Genomic DNA, 17,573 nt, shown 5'->3' on the forward strand with positions numbered 1-17,573 from the left:
CATCGTCTGCGGGCGTGGCCCGCGCCACATCCGTCAACGTACTCAGAAACGTACTCAGAACGCCGACACACCCGTCAGCGCGCGGCCGATCAGCAGTTTCTGGATCTGGCTCGTGCCCTCGTAGAGGGTCATCACGCGGGCGTCGCGCAGAAGCTTGCCCGCCGGGTACTCGTCGATGTAGCCGTAGCCGCCGAAGACCTGGAGGGCGTTGTTCGCGGCGCGGACGGCGGCCTCGGAGGCGAAGAGCTTGGCCTTGGAGGACTCGGTGGCGAAAGGCAGGCCCCGGTCGATCAGGTCGGCGACCCGCCAGGTCAGCAGCCTCGCCGCGTCGACGTCCACGGCGATGTCACTGATCAGCTCCTGCACCAGCTGGTGCCGCGCGATCGGCCCGCCGAACTGCTCACGCTCGCCCGCGTACCGGACGGCCGCGTCCAGGGCGGCCTGGGCTATCCCGACGCACCCGGCGGCGACCGACATCCGCCCTTTCGCGAGCGCCGACATGGCCACGGAGAAGCCCTTGCCCTCGGGGGCCAGCATCGCCGAGGCGGGCACCCGCACGTCCTCGAAGACGAGTTCGGCGGTGGCCTGACCGCGCAGACCGAGCTTGCCGTGGAGGGCGCGGCGGGTCAGTCCGGGAGTGTCCGTCGGTACGAGGAAGGCGGAGACGCCCTTGTGGCCGGGGGCGTCGGTGGAGCGGGCGAAGAGCAGGACCACGTCGGCCCAGGTGCCGTTGGTGATGAACATCTTGGTGCCGTTGACCACGTACTCGTCGCCGTCACGCACCGCCCGGGTGGAGAGGTTGCCCGCGTCGGAGCCGGTGCCCGGCTCGGTCAGACCGAAGCAGCCGACGTACGCGCCGGAGGTGAGCCCGGGCAGCCAGCGGCGTTTCTGCTCCTCGCTCCCCCAGTGCGCGACGGTCTTGGCCACCAGCCCCAGGGACACGGAAACGATTCCGCGCACGGAGGAGTCGCCACGGCCGAGTTCCTCGGTGACCAGGCAGTACGTGAGGTGGTCGCCGCCCGAGCCGCCGTACTCCTCGTCGACGGTCAGCCCCAGGAAGCCGACCTCGCCGAGCTTCTTCACGATCGACCGGCCGACGTCCTCGGCACGGTCCCAGGCGACGACGTTCGGCGTGATCTCGCGGTCGACGAAGTCCCGGGCGAGCCGCTGGACGGCCGTCTGCTCCTCGCTCAGCTCCAGGTTCATGACGAGCTCCACCTCACCATTAAATTAGCACTGCTAGTTTACAGTCGCAGCCCTACTATGTGCGCCATGGCCCGACCGCGCAAGCCCCTCCTCAGCACCGGCCTGATCGTCGAGACGGCGCGGGCGCTGGTGGACGCGGAAGGACTCGCCGCCCTGTCGACGCGCAGGCTCGCCGCCGAACTGGGGGTCAGCGGGCCGTCCCTCTACAACCACTTCCGGACGAAGGACCAGCTCCTGGAAGCGGTCGCGGACTCGGTGAGCGCGCAGGTCGACCTGTCGATGTTCGAACGGGGCGAGGGGGCCCGCGACTGGCGTACCGCGCTGCGCGACTGGGCCATGTCCTACCGGGCCGCCCTGCGTGACCACCCGAACATCGTCCCGGTCCTCGCCCGGGGACCCGGGCGCCGTCCGGCGGGCCTGCGCGTCGCCGACGCCGTCTACGGCCGCATGGTCGAGGCGGGCTGGCCGCCCGCGCAGGCCACGTCGATCGGCGCGCTGATGCGGTACTTCGTCATGGGCTCCGCGCTCGGCTCCTTCGCCGGGGGCTTCGTGGACGACGAGAGCGCGTACGACCCGGCCGACTATCCCCACCTCGGGCAGGCCCACCTCCTGTCCGAACAGCAGGAGAAGATCGACGAGCGGGCCTTCGAGACCGGCCTGACGGCACTGCTGGACGGGCTGACCCAGCAGTACGAGCAACTGCGGCGACCCGAGCGGACCTGAGGGGACTTGAACGAACCTGAGCGGACCTGAGCGTGATCCCGTCGCGCACACTTCGGTGGGCGCCGAAGTGTCCGTCCCCCATGCTGGGCCCATGACGACGAGGGACGCGAGGAACGCGCGGACACCGGGCCGCGCGTCCGGTCTCGCGGCGCTGGCCGGGCTGCTGGCGGACGAGACCCGGGCCGGGTTTCTGCTGGCGCTGCTGGACGGGCGGGCGTGGACCGCCGGGGAGCTGGCGCGGCACGCCGGGGTCGCCGCGTCGACGACCAGCGAGCACCTGGGCAAGCTCGTGGCCGGTGGGCTGCTCGCCGAGGAGAGGCAGGGCCGGCATCGTTACGTGCGGCTGGCCGACGCCGGCGTGGCCCAGCTCGTCGAGGACCTGGCCGCCCAGGCCGGGCCTGTCGTGGCCCCGCGCCCGCGCACGCTGCGGGAGTCCGGCGCCGGGTCCGCGATGGCGCGCGGCCGTACCTGCTACGACCACCTCGCCGGACGGCTCGGCATCGCCGTCACCGACGCCCTGACCGGGCAGGGGCTGCTCCGCCAGGACACGGGCTTCGCGCTCACCGACGCCGGGCTGCGCTGGTTCGCCGCCTCGGGCATCGACCTCGACCGCACCGGCCGCCGCCCCCTCACCCGCGCCTGTCTCGACTGGACCGAACGCCGCCCCCACCTCGCGGGCACCGCGGGCGCGGCCCTGTGCCGGCACGCCCTGGACGCGCGCTGGTGCGTACGCGTCGGCTCGGAACGGGCGGTCAGGGTCACCCCGGAAGGGGAACGCGCGTTCACCGAGCTCCTCGGCATCGAGGCGACGGCGTTGCGCTGAGCCGCAGTACAGCCGTCACGTCCGAAAATCGCGAGCCCTGCCCGCTCTTCCTGCCTAGCCTCTGGAGCATGATGACCTCCCCTCCGTCCTCCCGCCCGGCCCCGCGTGCGGAGGTGCTCGCCGCCGTCGCGGCCTGCGTGACCGTGGTGCTGTGGGCGTCCGCGTTCGTCTCGATCCGCAGTGCGGGAGCCGCGTACTCGCCGGGCGCGCTGGCGCTCGGGCGGATGCTCGCCGGGTTCGTGGCGCTGGGGGCCATCTGCCTCGTACGGCGTGAGGGGCTGCCGTCCCGGTCGGCCTGGCGTGGGATCGCGATCTCGGGGGTGCTGTGGTTCGGCGTCTACATGGTCGTCCTGAACTGGGGCGAGCAGCAGGTGGACGCCGGGACGGCCGCCCTCCTCGTCAACGTCGGGCCGATCCTCATAGCCCTGCTCGGCACCCGGCTGCTCGGCGACCCGATGCCGCCTCGGCTGCTCGCGGGCATGGCGGTGTCGTTCGCGGGCGCGGTGACCGTGGGCCTGTCGATGTCGGGCGGGGGCGGCACCTCGGTGCTCGGGGTGGCGCTGTGTCTGCTCGCGGCGGCCGCGTGGGCCACCGGTGTCGTCGCGCAGAAGCCGGCGCTGGCCCGGGCGAGCGCCCTCCAGGCCACGACCTTCGGCTGTCTGGTCGGGGCCCTGACCTGTCTGCCGTTCGCCGGGCAACTGGTCGGCGACGTGGCCGACGCGCCACTGTCGGCGACCCTCAACATGATCTACCTGGGCGTCTTCCCGACCGCCCTGGCGTTCACCACCTGGGCCTACGCCCTGGCCCGTACGACGGCCAGCCGCATGGGCGCGACCACGTATGCCGTACCGGCTCTGGTGGTGCTGATGTCCTGGCTGGCCCTGGGCGAGGTACCGGGCCTGCTCACGCTGGCGGGCGGCGGCCTGTGCCTCGCGGGGGTGGCGGTGTCGCGGTCCCGGGCGCGGGCGCGGGTGGTACTGGAAGCGCTGCCGCCGGACGGCCCTTCGCGCTGACCGGGCCAGGGCCTGTCGTCACCTTCCCGGCGTCAGCCCGCAGGGCGGGGCCGGCGCCCGCCCCTCCGGGCTGCGGCTGATGTCCGCGTAGGTGCGTGCTCTCGGCGTGCCGGGCGCAGGCCCTCGTACTACGCGGATCGCGTCGCCGTCAGGTGCGCGTACACCACGATGTTGCCGGAGTACCCGGTCCGTCGGTCGTAGCCGCCGCCGCAGGTGATGAGCCGCAGCTCGGGGCGGGCGCGGGCGCCGTACACCTCGCGGCTCGGGAAGTGCGCCTTGTCGTACGTCTTCACGGCGTCGACGGTGTACACGGCCACGCGCCCGTCCGCGCGCCGGAGTTCGACCCGTCGTCCGGGCGTGACCGCGTCGAGGCCGATGAACACGGCGGGCCCGGCGCGGGTGTCTCGATGGCCTACGACGACCACCGTGCCGTTCTCCCCGGGGGACGGTCCGTCCGCGTACCAGCCGACCAGGTTGGAGTTGTCGTCCGGGGGCGCGGTGAGCTGCCCGTGGCGGTCGAGGCGCAGATCCACGACCGGCGCCTCGATACCGAGGTAGGGAAGGGTGAACCTGGTGGGACGGGAGCGTGGGAGGACGGTGGACGGGCGTGGCTGGGCCGGTGTTTTCGGGCGGGCGGCCGGTGGGGTCGGCGCGGCGGGCCCCGGTCGTCCCCGCACGGGCCCTGCCGTCCGGGTCGGTGCGGCCGGGCGGGGCCGTTCGGTGGCGGGCGCCGGCAGCGGTTGCCGTACGGCCCGCTCCCGTACCGCCGTCTCCCGCACCGCCCGCTCCCGTACCGGCCCCCCGTCGTCGGCGTTCTCGCCGCTGTCGGCGGCCGGTGTGACCGGTGTGCGGTCGGTGGCGGTGACGGGTGCCGGGGCGGGCTCGTCGACCCGGGCCCACCAGACGCCGCCCACCGCCAGGGTCACGGTCAGGACGACCGTGCGGGTCAGGCGGTAGGCGCGCGTCCGGTGCCACGGCCGGGGCCGGCGGGTGTGGTCAGGCCGCGCCATCGGCACGTCGGCGCGTGCGGAGATACACGACTCCCCCGACCACGATCAGGCCCACGGCAGCCGCACCGGCGACCGGCGAGAAGGCCTCCACCCGGGCGACACCGCCGCCGCCCGCCGGAACCCCGCCGTGGGGGCCGCCGTGCGGACCGCCGGGGCCGCCGCCGGGGCCGCCCGGACCGCCGGGCGGGGTCGGCGTCCCGGTCGGGGTGCCGGTCGGGCAGTCGACCTGGAACACCTTGTGCTTGCCCGCGCCCTGGCCGCCGACGATCTTCCACGTCAGCTTGTACTGACCGTCCGGCAGGGACAGGGGCATGGTGTGTCCGGTGCCGTCGTCCTCCAACTGGATGGTGTCGGCGAGGGTGGCGCCGTTCGTCTCCAGGGGCTGGGTCTCGATGGACCACTCGATGTCCTGGTTGTCCGGGAGGTCGTCGAAGTTGAACGCGGCGAGGTAGAAGTCGCAGACCTTCGGCTCGTTGCGCTGGTCGGTGAAGGGCGTGCCCACCTTGTGGATCTTGACGTCGCCGTTGTCGCCGGGGGCGGCGACGGCGTGGGCCGTGACGAGGGTCGTGCCCGCGAGGGTCAGGGCCGCGAGCACGGCGGTGCGGGCGCCGGCACGGCGTGGGCGGAGCGAGGTGGTCATGCGCGATTCCTCCGAGTCAGACGATTTTCATACAAATCAACCTTCTTCTGACTCTCTTTCACATAACCACCCGAAACAGCGGGCGCACCGCCCTACGCCCCGTCGGACATCACCCTTCCGGCCCTCTCCCGCTTCTCCGCCGGCGCCTGTGGCGCCGACGAGCGCACCGCGATGCCCGACGACAGCAACAGCAGCGCGCCCAGCATCACGAACGGCGCGGCCACGCCCGTGACCCCGGCGACCAGTCCGGCGGCGGCGGGCGCGGCGACCTGGCCGAGCCGGTTGCCGGTCAGGCGCAGGGCGAGGGCGGTGGAGCGGGCGCCGGACGGGGCCGCCTGGACGACCGTCGTCATCGACAGCGGCTGCCCGACGCCCAGGCAGAAGCCCAGGGCCGCGAGCATGAGAGCCAGCCCCCACACCGGCACCGGCAGCGCGATCCCCGCGCACAGCACCGCCGCCAGCAGACAGGTCACGGTGAGCAGCAGGCGTCGGCCGAGCAGCCGCAGCAGAGGCGTCAGCACGAGACGGCACGCGATGGTGGCCGCCGCGCGCAGTCCGAGGAGTACGCCGATGACGGCCGGTGCGATGCCCCGGTGCTCGCCGACCACCGGCAGATAGGCGGTGAGGATGTCCGTCGCGGACAGCACGGCGAGGCTGACGAAGATGCCCGCGGGGACGCCCCGGGCGCGCAGGATGCGGTGCACGGCGACGCGATCGCCTTGCTCCGTACGGGACTTGACGGCCGTACGGTCCTCGACGCGCCACAACGAGGTGAACGACAGGGCGGCGACCGCGCCCGCGACCAGCAGGGCGCGGGCACTGGTGGCCGCCATGTCGTGGCCGCCGATCAGCGCGCCCGCCGCCATGGGGCCGATGAACTGGCCCAGCGAGACACCGATGGTGAAGTGGCCGAAGTTGCGGTCCTGTTCGTGCGGGGCGGAGCGGCGGGCGACGATCGACTGACCGCCGATGACGAAGCAGAGGTGGCCGAGGCCCATCACTCCGCTCCACGCGGCCATCACACCAAGGGAGTCGGCGCTCGCCCCGAGAGCGCAGCCGCCGGCGACCAGGAGGGCACCGACGGCCAGCAGGGGAGCGCAGCGGCCGTGGTCGGTGCGGCGGCCCAGCGGTACGGCGGCGAAGAGCGGGAGCAGCGCGTACGCGGCGGCGATCACGCCGATCGCCCACTCGTCCGCGCCCAGCGCGAGGGCCCGGTAGGAAACGGCGGGCCGGGCCATCGACACCGCCCCCTGCGTGAAGCTGAAGGCGATGACGAGGCGGAGCAGCCAGCCGCGGTTCCCACCGGGCCTCATGGTCGGGTCCTCCAACGAACAGTCGGGCAGAGAAGGGCAGTTGGGCAGGGAGTTGGTCGGTCAGTTGAGCGGACGGTCAGATGATGCCGAACAGGATTCCCGCCCCCAGGATCGCCACGGAGGTCAGCACGGCCCACTTGACCACGAACTTCGTGTGGTCGCCGAACTCGACCTTCGCCATGCCGACGAGGACGTAGACGGCGGGCACGAGCGGGCTGGACATGTGCAGGGGCTGGGCGATGAGGGAGGCGCGGGCGATCTCCAGGGGGGAGACGCCGTGGGCCGCGCCGGCCTCGGCGAGGACCGGCAGGACGCCGAAGTAGAAGCCGTCGTTCGACATGAAGTAGGTGAGCGGGATGCTCAGCAGGCCGGTGACGAAGGCCATGTGCGGGCCCATGCCGTCGGGGATGTTGTCGACGAGCCAGCGGGCCATGTGGTCGACCATGCCGGTGCCGGTGAGCACGCCGGTGAAGACGGCGGCTGCGAAGACCATGCCGGAGACGTTGAGGACGTTCTCGGCGTGGGCGCCGAGCCGGGCCTTCTGGTCGGGCATGTGCGGGAAGTTGACCGTGAGGGCGAGCGCGGCGCCGAGCAGGAACAGCACCGGGATCGGCAGCCACTCCATGATCATGGAGGTGAGCAGCGCGACCGTGAGGAGCGCGTTGAACCAGTAGAGCTTGGGGCGCAGGGTGGCACGGTTCGGATCGAGGACCTTCAGCATCCGGTCGTCGTCGTCATCGTCGGTGCCGCCTGTGGTGGGGCCCTCGGCACCCGAACCGCCGGTGGGCGCCGCCGAGTTGCCCGTACCGGATCCGACGGCCGACTTGGCGCCGGAACCGGCGCCGACGAGGACGGTCTGCGACTCCTGCTCCGGCTCCTCCACCAGGACCGCGTCCAGCGTGAGCACGCCGAGCCGCTTGCGCTCGCGGCGGCCGAGGACGTAGGAGAGCGCGATGACGAAGGCCAGGCCGACGGCGAGCGCGGGGATCATCGGGACGAAGATGTCGCTCGCGTCCAGCTTCAGGGCCGTCGCCGCACGGGCCGTCGGGCCTCCCCAGGGCAGGGTGTTCATCACACCGTTGGCCATCGCGGCGACGCCGGTCATCACGACGAGGCTCATCTTGAGGCGCTTGTACAGGGGGTACATCGCCGAGACCGTGATCATGAAGGTGGTCGAGCCGTCGCCGTCGAGGGACACGATCGCCGCGAGGATCGCCGTGCCGACGACTATGCGCAGCGGGTCGGCCTTGGCGAACCTCAGGATCCCCCGGACGATCGGGTCGAAAAGGCCGACGTCGATCATCACCCCGAAGTAGACGATCGCGAACATGAGCATCGCCGCGGTGGGGGCGAGGCTGGTGACGCCGTCGATGACGTAGTCACCGAGCTTGGCGCCCTTCCCGACGAAGACACAGAACAGTGCCGGGATCAGTACGAGCGCCGCGATCGGCGACATCTTCTTCAGCATGATCAGGACCAGGAAGGTCGCGATCATCGTGAAGCCCAGGATGGTCAACATGAGTGGGTTACCTAACGTTCGCCCTTGAACTCCCACCGGAGTCGGCAGTGCGTTGACGTTAGGGCGCTTACGCAAGCCTTAACAAGACGTTGACGTGCGAGCAATAAGCGCAAAACTCCAGGTCACAGCGTTGTGCCTGCCGGTGCGAGATCGATGGGTACACCATTCAGCACGGCGTTGCCCGACAGCGGGTCCAGCAGACTGCCGTCGAGAACCTGGTTGACGTTGACGCCGGGGTCGGCCGCCGCGTGGGTGAGCCGGGTGCCGGGCCGGTCGTGTCCCCACCCGTGGGGCAGGCTCACGACCCCGCGCCGGATGACGTCGGTGATCTCCGCGGGGGCCACCACCTCTCCCCCGGCGCCCTTGATCCGTACGGGGTCGCCGTCGGCCACTCCGAGGCGGGCGGCGTCCTCAGGATTGATGTGCAGGGTGCAGCGGTTGGTGCCGCCGGTGAGGGCGGGCACGTTGTGCATCCAGCTGTTGTTGGAGCGCAGGTGCCGGCGCCCGATGAGCACGATGCCGGCCGGCCGCTCACGCAGGGCTTCGCGCAGCCGCGGCAGGTCGTCGGCGATGGGCCGCGGCAGCAGTTCGATCCTGCCGCTGCGCGTCTTCAGGGGCTGCGGCAGGCGCGGCCGCAGCGGTCCGAGGTCGATGCCGTGCGGGTGGGCGAGCAGTTTCGTCAGGGTCAGGCCGTCCGGTCGTACGCCGAAGCCGTCGCCGTACGGGCCCAGTCGGAGCATCAGGTCGAGGCGGCGTTCGGGGCCGGTGTCGCCGTCGAGCTCCTTGGCGAGCGCCTGCGGATCGCGGCCGTGGACCGGGGAGTGGGCTTCCTTGACGGACTTGCCGAGGGTCTGGTCGATGACCATGGCGTCCACGGCGGCGGGGTCTGCGCCGTGCATGCCGGTCGCGGCCAGGACGAGCCGCGCGAGGATCTCGGTCTCGGCCATCCTGCCCGGCTCCAGGGGGACGGCGGGCCGGTTGTAGCGGACCTGGTTGCGCACGGCGAGGGTGTTGAAGGCGAAGTCGTGGTGCGGGCTCTGCGAGGGCGGGGGCGGCGGAAGGACGACGTGCGCGTGGCGCGAGGTCTCGTTCAGATACGGGTCGACGCTCACCATGAAGTCGAGCGAGGCGAGCGCCTTGTCGAGCCGGTTGCCGTCGGGTGCGGAGAGCACGGGGTTGGCGGCGACGGCGATGAGGGCCCGGATCGGCTCGCCCTCGGCGGTGGGGGTGTCGATCTCCTCGGCGAGCGCGGAGATCGGCAACTCGCCCTTGACTTCCGGGTGTTGACTGACCCGCGAGTGCCAGCGGCCCAGCGTGAACCCGTGACTGGGCCCGGCCGGCCGGGGCGTCCTGTCGGTCGCCGCCTGCGGGAAGAGGGCGCCGCCGGGCCGGTCGAGGTTGCCGGTGAGAATGTCGAGGACGTCCACCAGCCAGCTGGCGAGGGTGCCGTGCGGGACGGTGCAGCTCCCGATGCGGCCGTAGACGGCGGCAGTTGGGGCGGCGGCGAGTTCACGGGCCAGGGTGCGGATCGTGGCGGCGTCCACGTCACAGGCCTCGGCGACGGCTTCGGGTGTGAAGTCCCCTACCGATGCGGCGAGTTCGTCGACGCCTTGGACGTGTGGCGCCAACTCGCCCAGGTCGACGAGGTGTTCGTCGAACAGTACGTAGGTCATCGCGGCGAGCAGCAGGGCGTCCGTGCCGGGGCGGATCGCGATGTGCCGGTCGGCGAGCTTGGCGGTGCGGGTGCGGCGCGGGTCGATGACGGTGAGCGTGCCGCCGCGCGCCTTCAGGGCCTTGAGCTTGCCGGGGAAGTCGGGTGCCGTGCACAGACTCCCGTTGGACTCGAGGGGGTTGGCGCCGATGACCAGCAGATGGTCGGTGTGGTCGAGGTCGGGTACGGGGATCGCGTTGGCGTCGCCGTAGAGCAGCCCGCTGGAGACGTGCTTCGGCATCTGGTCGACCGTCGAGGCGCTGAAGACGCTGCGGGTGCCGAGGCCGCCGAGCAGGACCGGCGGGTAGAGGGCACCGGCCATGGTGTGCACGTTGGGGTTGCCGAGGACGACTCCGACGGAGTTCGGCCCGTACCGCTCGACCACGCCCCTCACACCGGCGGCGACGGCGTCGAAGGCCTCCGCCCAGGTGGCCTCGCGCAGCTCGCCGTCCCGTCGCACGAGCGGGGTGCGCAGCCGGTCGGGGTCACTGTCGAGGGCCCCGAAGGAGGCGCCCTTGGGGCAGATGAACCCCTGACTGAACACGTCGTCGCGGTCGCCCCGGGCGCTGGTGACCCGGCCGCTCTCGATGGTGAGCGTCAGTCCGCAGGTGGCCTCACACAGGGGGCAGACGCGCAGGGCGGTGCGGGACCGAGCAGGGGAGTCGGCGTGGGAGTCGATGGGGCTGGACACGGGTCCTCCCGGGTGGGTGGCGGCAACGATGACGCGCGGTCGCAGCCGAGCATACCGACCGGTAGGTGTGCGAGGGAGGGGTTGCGTGCGACCGCCTCGTCCACGCCCGCCGGACAGCTCGTGAACCTCGGTCGCGAACCTCGGTCGAGTCAATCGAGCACCCGCGACAGATACGCCCGCAGGAGTTCCCGCATCTCCGCGATGATCCGCTCGTCCCCGTCCGGGGCGACCCGGAAGGCAAGGTGGATCAGAGTGTCGGCGGTTTCTGTGGCGACCAGGAACGTGCGGCGCAGATCGTCGTCCGGTGCACGGTCGAGGACGCCCGAGAGGAGGGCGGTGAGGGCGTCGGCGACGCGGTGGTTGGGTTCGGCGTCGCGTTTGCCGACCGGAATCTGGTTGCCGAAGTCGACGAGCGAGAAACCCGGGGCGGTCCGTTTCATGGCCATGTACTCGTCGAGCACGGCGTCCATGGCCTCGCGCCAGCCGCCGCCGTTCCCCTGCCGGAGGCGCTCGGTGACCCGCGCGGTGAAGACCTCCAGGTTCCGCTGGGCCAGCGCGTCCGCCATGGCGCGCTTGTTGCCGAAGAAGCGGTACACGGAGCCTATGGGGACGCCGGCGCGTACCGCCACCGCCCGGGTACTCAGATCGTCGTAGCCGACCTCGTCCAGGAGGTCGGCACAGGCGTCGAGGATTCTGGTCAGCCGTTCGACACTGCGCCGCTGTACGGGCGCACGACGGAGCGAGGTCGCTTGGGGCACAGGCATCATCATGCCGCTCCGTGCCGGTCCGGTGAACCGTGCCCCCGACTTTCCCCTCTTGCGCCCGCGAACGCCGAATCCTACGGTGAAGCACAGGAATGAGGCCGCGGGAGCGAGGGAGCACCGATGAGCGAGGACGCGCGGAAAGCCGCCGAGAGGCCGGACAGCCTCCCCTGGCTCTCCGGCTTCGGCAATGAGCACAGCTCGGAGGCCGTCCCGGGCGCCCTCCCCGAGGGCCGCAACTCGCCGCAACGCGCCCCCCTGGGCCTCTACGCCGAGCAGCTCAGCGGTACGGCGTTCACCGAGCCCCGCGCCCACAATCGCCGCTCCTGGCTGTACCGCATCCGCCCCTCGGCCGCGCACCCCCCGTTCACCCCGGCCGACAACGGCTCGGTCCGTACGGCCCCCTTCACCGAATCCGTGCCCGATCCGAACCGGCTGCGCTGGGACCCGCTGCCCGCGCCCCCGGCCGGGACGGACTTCCTGGCGGGCCTGTGGACCCTCGGCGGCAACGGCGACGCCGCTCAGCGCAGCGGCATGGCCGTGCACCTCTACCACGCCGACTCGTCGATGGAGCGGGTGTTCAGCGACGCCGACGGGGAACTGCTGATCGTCCCGGAGGCCGGCGGACTGCTGCTGCGCACCGAGTTCGGGCTGCTGTCCGTCGAGCCGGGCCATGTCGCCCTCGTACCTCGCGGGGTGCGCTTCCGGGTGGAGCTCACCGGCCCCTCGGCCCGGGGTTACGTGTGCGAGAACTACGGCGCCCCCTTCCGGCTCCCCGACCTCGGGCCGATCGGCGCCAACGGGCTGGCGAACGCACGGGACTTCCGGGCGCCGGTCGCCGCGTACGAGGATGTCGAGGGGCCGGTGGAGGTCGTCAACAAGTTCTGCGGCAACCTCTGGACGGCCGTCTACGACCACTCGCCGCTCGATGTCGTCGCGTGGCACGGCAACCATGTCCCGTACGTCTACGACCTGCGCCGGTTCAACGTCCTCGGCACCATCTCGTACGACCACCCGGACCCGTCGATCTTCACGGTGCTGACGTCTCCGTCGGACACCCCGGGGCTCGCGGGCATCGACTTCGTGGTCTTCGCGCCGCGCTGGCTGGTGGGCGAGGACACCTTCCGGCCGCCGTACTTCCACCGGAACGTGATGAGCGAGTACATGGGGCTGATCGAGGGCGCGTACGACGCGAAAGCGGAAGGGTTCCTGCCGGGGGGCGGCTCGCTGCACAACATGATGTCCGCTCACGGGCCCGACCGGGAGACCTTCGACCGGGCGAGCGCCGCCGAACTGCGGCCCCAGCGGATCGACGACGGGCTGGCGTTCATGTTCGAGACGCGTTGGCCGGTGACCCTGACGGCACAGGCGGCGCGCGCGGAGCATCTGCAACGCGGGTACGACGACGTGTGGTCGGGCCTCCAGCGGCACTTCCACCCGTTGCACTGAGCGATCCCGACCGGTACGGATACCTCCGTGACCTCCTTCGCCCCGGACTCGATCGTCCTGAACCGCAAACTGCCGCTCTGGTACCAGGTTTCGCAGTCCCTGCGCGCCTCGATCCTCGGCCGTTCGGCGCGGGACCCGCTGCGGCTGCCCACCGAGGAACAGTTGGCGGGGCACTACGGCGTGAGCGTGCTGACCATGCGACAGGCGCTGAAGGAGCTGGAGGACGAGGGGCTCATCAGCCGGCACCGCAGGCGCGGCACGTTCATCGAGCCGGACGCCCGACACGGCGCTCCCGTACGGCTGCTGGGCTCGGTCGACGCGATCGTCGCGCAGCAGTCCGGTATGACGACCGAGCTCCTCGGCCACGGCAGCGCGCCCGTGTCCGCCGAACTCGCCGAGTACTTCCCGGATCTCGTGGAGGTGGCGACGTACCACCGGCTGCGCGGCGACGTGGAGACGGGCGAACCGACCAACCACGCCCGCAACTACGTCCGTCCGGAACTCGCGGAGCGCATCGACGGACGCGACCTGCTCCGCTGGCCGATGACCAAGGTGCTGCGGGACGTCGCCGGCGTGGACATCAGCCGCATCACGGACACCGTCCAGGCCCGCCTCGCGGACCCGGAGACGGCCCGCCTGCTCAGGGTCCCGCTGCTCAGCCCGATCCTGCACTACACGGGCGTCACCTACGACGAGACGGGCCGGGTCCTGGACGTGGCCGTCATCCACTACCGGGGCGACCGCTTCTCCTTCACGGTGACGCTGGACGCGACCTAGAGATAGGAAAGGAAGAGGCGTCGTACGATGCCCAGCGTGACGCCCGACGACGACGCTCCGCTGCTCGCGGACCTCATGCCGTGGTCCGTCGCACCGCCACGGCTGGGCCGGGGGTGGCCGACGGGCCCGGACGCCGCCTCCCTGAAGGCACGCTGGGACGCCCTACTGAAGGCCGAGGGACCGGACCGCGAGGCCCTGTTCGAGCCGACGCGCTCACGCACCACGCACTCGGCGGTCGGGCAACTGCCCGGCCGGCCCGGCGGCACGGAGAGACTCGCCCGCGCCCACGGTCCGTGCGCGGAGCCGGTACGGGTCCTGCGGGCGCCCTTCGACGAGCAGTGGCTGATCCCGGACCACCGGCTGATCGACGCGGCCCGCCCGGAGTTGTGGCGGGTCGCGGACGACCGGCAGGTGTTCGTCGTCGAGACGGCGAGCGTGTCTCCCGGCTCCGGAGGGCCGCTGCTGCTCGCCACGTCCCTGCCACCGCTGGTCCGCGCGGGCCGGGTTCGCCCGCTCTACCGGCGGCCCGACGGCACCGAACCCAACCTGGCGCCGGGCCTGTCGGAGCACCTCACCGACCGCCTCGGCCTGTGCCCCGACCCGGTCGACATCCTGGCCTGGTCCCTGGTCGCGGTACGCCCGGGGTTGGCCGTCCCGCTCACTGCGGACCCCGAACTCTGGTCCAGGGGTGTCGAGTCGGGCCGCCGAATGCTGTGGCTGACGCGCCGGGACGGCCAGCGCCCCAAGCTGCCCGGCGGCCGGCGCCCGTATGTACGCTCCCCGCTGCCCTCCCGCCCGGTCACCGTGGACTACGACCGCGACGAGGAGACCCTCCGGATCGACGACGGCCGGATCTCCCCGGTGCCACCCGAGGCGTGGGACTTCGAGGCGGGCGGGGTGCGGGTGCTGGAGCAGTGGCTGGCGGTGCGGATGGGGGGTGCGGGCGAGCCGGGGACACTGGAGGCGATCCGGCCGGCGACCTGGCCGCAGCCCTGGACCTCCGAGCTGCTGGAACTGATCACGGTCCTGGCGCTGCTGGACGAACTACGCCCACAGCAGGCCGAGTTGACCGTGACGGATCCGATCACCGCCGCAGAGCTGCGGGAAGCCGGCGTCCTCCCGGTCCCGGACACCTCCCGTCGCCCGGCGTCGGTTCTGGATCACCACGAAGAGGGCCCGGAAGGCCAGTTCACGCTGGTCTGACGGACCCCCTTCAGGGGCGCGGGGAACCGCGCGACAAGCACGACGGGACCGCGCCCGGCAACGAGAGCTCACCCCCGCGGCGCGAACCCGTCGATCACCCGCAACAGCATCCGCTCGAACACCGCCTCCAGATCGATCGGCCCCGCGTCCTCCATGAACGCCGCAGCCAGCCGCGGATACGCCCCGCTCGCCACCCGCCCCCCGAGATACGCGATCCGGATCGCGTTCTCCTGCTCCTCCGACCACGGCAGGGACCGCGCACGCTCAGCCGTCGCCAACTCGTTTCCGACGTACGTCGTCACCAAGCCGTTGAGCATCGCGACCAGTTCGAACTTCGTACCGTAGGGGGCTTCGAACGAGTCGAGGCAGGTCAGACAGTGTTCGAGATAGCGCAGAACGTTGGGGCTGAAGCCGTAGGCCGGGGACATCAGTCGCGGTAGCCAGGGGTGGCGGTGCATGAGGGCGCGGGTCTGGTGGGCCACCCGGAGCATGTCGGCGCGCCAGTCGCCCGACGGCTCCCACAGGTCGTGCTCACCGCTGACGGCGTCAACCATCAGCTCGTACAGGTCCTCCTTGCGGGGGACGTAGTTGTAGAGCGACATCGTGCCGCAGCCCAGTTCGGCCGCGACATGCCGCATCGAGACCGCGTCGAGCCCCTCCGCGTCCGCGATCCGCACCGCGGCGGCCGCGATGTCGACGCGGCTGTACGCGGCCTTCGGGCCGCGGCCCGCACGTTCGGGACGGGCCCAGATCACTTCGGGTACGACGGCTCGGCCGGCCATTGATCATCACCTCGACCACCCATCGTAGTTACGTACACCGTACGTAGTGCGCTATGGTCGCCCCATGACTACTACGTACGCTGTACTAAGTGAAGGGTTGGCGAAGTCCTTCGGGAAGGTCCACGCCGTACGCGGGCTGGACCTGGCCGTGGCCGAGGGATCGGTGTGCGGGCTCCTGGGGCCGAACGGCGCGGGCAAGACCACGGCGGTACGGCTGCTCACCACGCTGCTGCGGCCCGACGCGGGCTCGGCGCGCGTCGCGGGTCACGACCTCGTACGGGAGGCGGCTGCCGTACGACGCCGGATCGGCGTCGCCGGGCAGTACGCGTCGGTCGACGGTGACCTCACCGGCCGCGAGAACCTGCGGCTGTTCGCCCGGCTGCACCGGGTCAGGGGGCCGGCCGCGCGCGCCGACGACCTGCTCGACCGCTTCGGTCTCGCCGAGGCCGCCGACCGGCCCGCGTCCACCTACTCGGGCGGCATGCGCCGCCGCCTCGACCTCGCGGCGAGCCTGGTCGAACGGCCGGACGTGCTCTTCCTGGACGAGCCCACGACAGGGCTCGACCCCGCCGCCCGCAACCACATCTGGGCGGCCGTGCGCGCCCTGAAGGAGGAGGGCACGACCGTCGTCCTGACCACCCAGTACCTGGAGGAAGCCGACCAACTCGCGGACGAGATAGCCCTCGTGGACCACGGCCGGGTCGCCCACACCGGCTCACCGGCCGGGCTCAAGGCGCTGGTCGGCTCGTACGCCGAGGTCGTGGTCGCCGAGGCCGACGCGCTGCTCGGCGCAGCCGGGATCCTCGACCGACTCACCGGCTCCGCCCCGATCCTGGACCACGACCGGCTCACCGTCGGCGCGGTCACCACCGACCCGACGATCACCCTTCCCCGGCTGGTACGCGAACTCGACACCGCAGGCGTGGCGTTGCTCGACGTGAGCCTGCGCCCGCCGACCCTCGACGACGTCTTCCTCCGGCTGACGGAAAGCAAGGAGTTCGCAGCATGAGCACGCTGAGATTCGCGCCGTCCACGACGTCCGCCCTGGCGTACGACGGCACGGCCATGCTGGGCCGGCATCTGCGGCGGCTGCGGCACAACCCGGGGCTGCTGATCCTCACCCAGTCCATGCCGGTCACGATGCTGCTGTTCTTCGGCTACGTCTTCGGCAGCGCCCTCGCGATGCCCGGCGAGGACTACCGCGCCTTCCTGGTACCGGGGCTGCTGGTGGCGACCGCCGCCAACGGCATCATGACCGGGATGTTCCAGGCGGCCCAGGACACCCATCGGGGCGTGACCGACCGTCTGCGTACGCTGCCGATCAGCAGAGCCGCCGTACCGCTGGGGCAGGCCCTCGGAGACCTGGTGGTGACCGCCGCGGGGACAGTGCCCTTTCTCCTCGTCGGGCTCGCGGTGGGGTGGCGGATCGAGGGGTCGGCGCTGCGGGCGGCGGGGGCGGTGGGCCTGTTGCTGCTCTTCCGGTTCGCGACGACGTGGATCGGGATCTACCTCGGGCTGCTGTCCCGGAGCGAGGAGGCGGCCGGTCAACTGGGGGGCGCGACGTTTCTGTTGCCGTTGCTGTCGAACGCGTACATTCCGACGAACGGTCTGCCGGGATGGCTGCGGACGTTGGCGGAGTGGAACCCGATCAGCGCGGTCGCCACGGCGATGCGGTCCCTGTTCGGCAACACGCCGGTCCCGCTGGACGGCGCGTGGCCGGTCGTGCACCCTGTCGCCGGGTCGGTGGTGTGGTGCGGGGTGTTGATCGCGGTGTTCGTGCCGCTGGCTGTACGTCGGTACGCGGACGGCGAAGGCTGAGCGTTCCGGTCGTTGTTCTCGCCCTCGCCGCCCTTACCCGTCCCGTCCTCGGGGGCGCTGCTCCCGAACCCCCGTATCGCGCTGAACGGGCCTTGTCCTCAAACGCCGGACGGGCTAAAAAATCAAGCCCAGGC

The 17,573-nt window shown here is 71.7% G+C and carries 16 protein-coding genes; 8 read left to right on the top strand and 8 right to left on the bottom strand.

The genetic code is table 11. The features are described from left to right. Positions 1-54: 54 nt before the first annotated feature. On the bottom strand, positions 55-1,206 hold the full coding sequence (locus ADL01_RS14185; protein WP_053742333.1) for an acyl-CoA dehydrogenase family protein: 1,152 nt from the start codon (positions 1,204-1,206) through the stop codon (positions 55-57). 66 nt (positions 1,207-1,272) lie between these two features. Between ADL01_RS14185 and ADL01_RS14190 the strand changes: the two genes are divergently transcribed. The 3 genes from ADL01_RS14190 to ADL01_RS14200 all read left to right on the top strand — a co-directional run bounded on the left by ADL01_RS14190 (position 1,273) and on the right by ADL01_RS14200 (position 3,765). Further along, positions 1,273-1,929 (top strand): TetR/AcrR family transcriptional regulator, encoded by a 657-nt coding sequence (locus ADL01_RS14190; protein ID WP_053742334.1) that lies wholly within the window; start codon positions 1,273-1,275, stop codon positions 1,927-1,929. A 91-nt stretch (positions 1,930-2,020) separates the two neighbouring features. After that, a complete protein-coding gene (locus ADL01_RS14195) occupies positions 2,021-2,752 on the top strand; it encodes an ArsR/SmtB family transcription factor (protein WP_053742335.1) in 732 nt (243 codons plus the stop codon). 71 nt (positions 2,753-2,823) lie between these two features. Next, positions 2,824-3,765, top strand: coding sequence for a DMT family transporter (locus tag ADL01_RS14200; RefSeq protein WP_420719718.1), 942 nt, complete (start codon positions 2,824-2,826; stop codon positions 3,763-3,765). 128 nt (positions 3,766-3,893) lie between these two features. On the opposite strand, the gene ADL01_RS14205 is transcribed toward ADL01_RS14200, so the two are convergent. From ADL01_RS14205 to ADL01_RS14230, 6 genes are all read right to left on the bottom strand, one after another. Then, positions 3,894-4,775, bottom strand: coding sequence for a class F sortase (locus ADL01_RS14205; RefSeq protein WP_053742337.1), 882 nt, complete (start codon positions 4,773-4,775; stop codon positions 3,894-3,896). Then, positions 4,762-5,415 (bottom strand): hypothetical protein, encoded by a 654-nt coding sequence (locus ADL01_RS44675; protein WP_053742338.1) that lies wholly within the window; start codon positions 5,413-5,415, stop codon positions 4,762-4,764. The genes ADL01_RS14205 and ADL01_RS44675 overlap by 14 nt, the downstream gene beginning before the upstream one ends. A 92-nt stretch (positions 5,416-5,507) precedes the next feature. Further along, a complete protein-coding gene (locus ADL01_RS14215) occupies positions 5,508-6,728 on the bottom strand; it encodes an MFS transporter (protein ID WP_053742339.1) in 1,221 nt (406 codons plus the stop codon). A 76-nt stretch (positions 6,729-6,804) separates the two neighbouring features. Further along, positions 6,805-8,247 carry a CitMHS family transporter gene (locus ADL01_RS14220; protein ID WP_053742340.1) on the bottom strand — a complete coding sequence of 481 codons (1,443 nt, stop codon included), beginning with the start codon at positions 8,245-8,247 and terminating at the stop codon, positions 6,805-6,807. Between the two features lie 122 nt (positions 8,248-8,369). Then, on the bottom strand, positions 8,370-10,649 hold the full coding sequence (locus ADL01_RS14225) for a molybdopterin oxidoreductase family protein (RefSeq protein ID WP_234354626.1): 2,280 nt from the start codon (positions 10,647-10,649) through the stop codon (positions 8,370-8,372). 149 nt (positions 10,650-10,798) lie between these two features. Then, positions 10,799-11,416, bottom strand: a complete 618-nt coding sequence (locus tag ADL01_RS14230; RefSeq protein ID WP_053742430.1) for a TetR/AcrR family transcriptional regulator — start codon at positions 11,414-11,416, stop codon at positions 10,799-10,801. Positions 11,417-11,533: 117 nt separating this feature from the next. On the opposite strand from ADL01_RS14230, the gene hmgA reads away from it, so the two are divergent. From hmgA to ADL01_RS14245, 3 genes are read left to right on the top strand one after another with little or no spacing between them, the layout of a single operon-like run. Next, positions 11,534-12,859 carry a homogentisate 1,2-dioxygenase gene (gene hmgA / locus ADL01_RS14235; protein WP_053742341.1) on the top strand — a complete coding sequence of 442 codons (1,326 nt, stop codon included), beginning with the start codon at positions 11,534-11,536 and terminating at the stop codon, positions 12,857-12,859. A 27-nt stretch (positions 12,860-12,886) separates the two neighbouring features. After that, entirely contained in the window at positions 12,887-13,636 is a 750-nt protein-coding gene (locus ADL01_RS14240) for a GntR family transcriptional regulator (protein WP_053742342.1), read from the top strand. A gap of 27 nt (positions 13,637-13,663) precedes the next feature. Continuing rightward, entirely contained in the window at positions 13,664-14,839 is a 1,176-nt protein-coding gene (locus ADL01_RS14245) for a type ISP restriction/modification enzyme (RefSeq protein WP_053742343.1), read from the top strand. A gap of 68 nt (positions 14,840-14,907) precedes the next feature. Here the strand turns inward: ADL01_RS14245 and ADL01_RS14250 are convergent, their stop codons facing one another. Then, positions 14,908-15,621 (bottom strand): TetR/AcrR family transcriptional regulator, encoded by a 714-nt coding sequence (locus ADL01_RS14250; protein ID WP_053742344.1) that lies wholly within the window; start codon positions 15,619-15,621, stop codon positions 14,908-14,910. A gap of 64 nt (positions 15,622-15,685) precedes the next feature. On the opposite strand from ADL01_RS14250, the gene ADL01_RS14255 reads away from it, so the two are divergent. Together ADL01_RS14255 and ADL01_RS14260 are read left to right on the top strand one after the other, a co-directional pair. Then, positions 15,686-16,630 (top strand): ATP-binding cassette domain-containing protein, encoded by a 945-nt coding sequence (locus tag ADL01_RS14255; protein WP_053742345.1) that lies wholly within the window; start codon positions 15,686-15,688, stop codon positions 16,628-16,630. Further along, positions 16,627-17,439, top strand: a complete 813-nt coding sequence (locus ADL01_RS14260) for an ABC transporter permease (RefSeq protein ID WP_053742346.1) — start codon at positions 16,627-16,629, stop codon at positions 17,437-17,439. The genes ADL01_RS14255 and ADL01_RS14260 overlap by 4 nt, the downstream gene beginning before the upstream one ends. The last annotated feature ends 134 nt before the right edge of the window (positions 17,440-17,573 follow it).

It is taken from the genome of Streptomyces sp. NRRL WC-3618 (genome assembly GCF_001280005.1).
GTDB lineage: Bacteria > Actinomycetota > Actinomycetes > Streptomycetales > Streptomycetaceae > Streptomyces.

Excerpts from the sequence above, each read along its gene's own strand:
- ADL01_RS14185 (WP_053742333.1), bottom strand. The coding sequence starts at position 1,206 with ATGAACCTGGAGCTGAGCGAGGAGCAGACGGCCGTCCAGCGGCTCGCC.
- ADL01_RS14190 (WP_053742334.1), top strand. The coding sequence starts at position 1,273 with ATGGCCCGACCGCGCAAGCCCCTCCTCAGCACCGGCCTGATCGTCGAG.
- ADL01_RS14195 (WP_053742335.1), top strand. The coding sequence starts at position 2,021 with ATGACGACGAGGGACGCGAGGAACGCGCGGACACCGGGCCGCGCGTCC.
- ADL01_RS14200 (WP_420719718.1), top strand. The coding sequence starts at position 2,824 with ATGACCTCCCCTCCGTCCTCCCGCCCGGCCCCGCGTGCGGAGGTGCTC.
- ADL01_RS14205 (WP_053742337.1), bottom strand. The coding sequence starts at position 4,775 with ATGGCGCGGCCTGACCACACCCGCCGGCCCCGGCCGTGGCACCGGACG.
- ADL01_RS44675 (WP_053742338.1), bottom strand. The coding sequence starts at position 5,415 with ATGACCACCTCGCTCCGCCCACGCCGTGCCGGCGCCCGCACCGCCGTG.
- ADL01_RS14215 (WP_053742339.1), bottom strand. The coding sequence starts at position 6,728 with ATGAGGCCCGGTGGGAACCGCGGCTGGCTGCTCCGCCTCGTCATCGCC.
- ADL01_RS14220 (WP_053742340.1), bottom strand. The coding sequence starts at position 8,247 with ATGTTGACCATCCTGGGCTTCACGATGATCGCGACCTTCCTGGTCCTG.
- ADL01_RS14230 (WP_053742430.1), bottom strand. The coding sequence starts at position 11,416 with ATGATGCCTGTGCCCCAAGCGACCTCGCTCCGTCGTGCGCCCGTACAG.
- hmgA (WP_053742341.1), top strand. The coding sequence starts at position 11,534 with ATGAGCGAGGACGCGCGGAAAGCCGCCGAGAGGCCGGACAGCCTCCCC.
- ADL01_RS14245 (WP_053742343.1), top strand. The coding sequence starts at position 13,664 with ATGCCCAGCGTGACGCCCGACGACGACGCTCCGCTGCTCGCGGACCTC.
- ADL01_RS14250 (WP_053742344.1), bottom strand. The coding sequence starts at position 15,621 with ATGGCCGGCCGAGCCGTCGTACCCGAAGTGATCTGGGCCCGTCCCGAA.
- ADL01_RS14255 (WP_053742345.1), top strand. The coding sequence starts at position 15,686 with ATGACTACTACGTACGCTGTACTAAGTGAAGGGTTGGCGAAGTCCTTC.
- ADL01_RS14260 (WP_053742346.1), top strand. The coding sequence starts at position 16,627 with ATGAGCACGCTGAGATTCGCGCCGTCCACGACGTCCGCCCTGGCGTAC.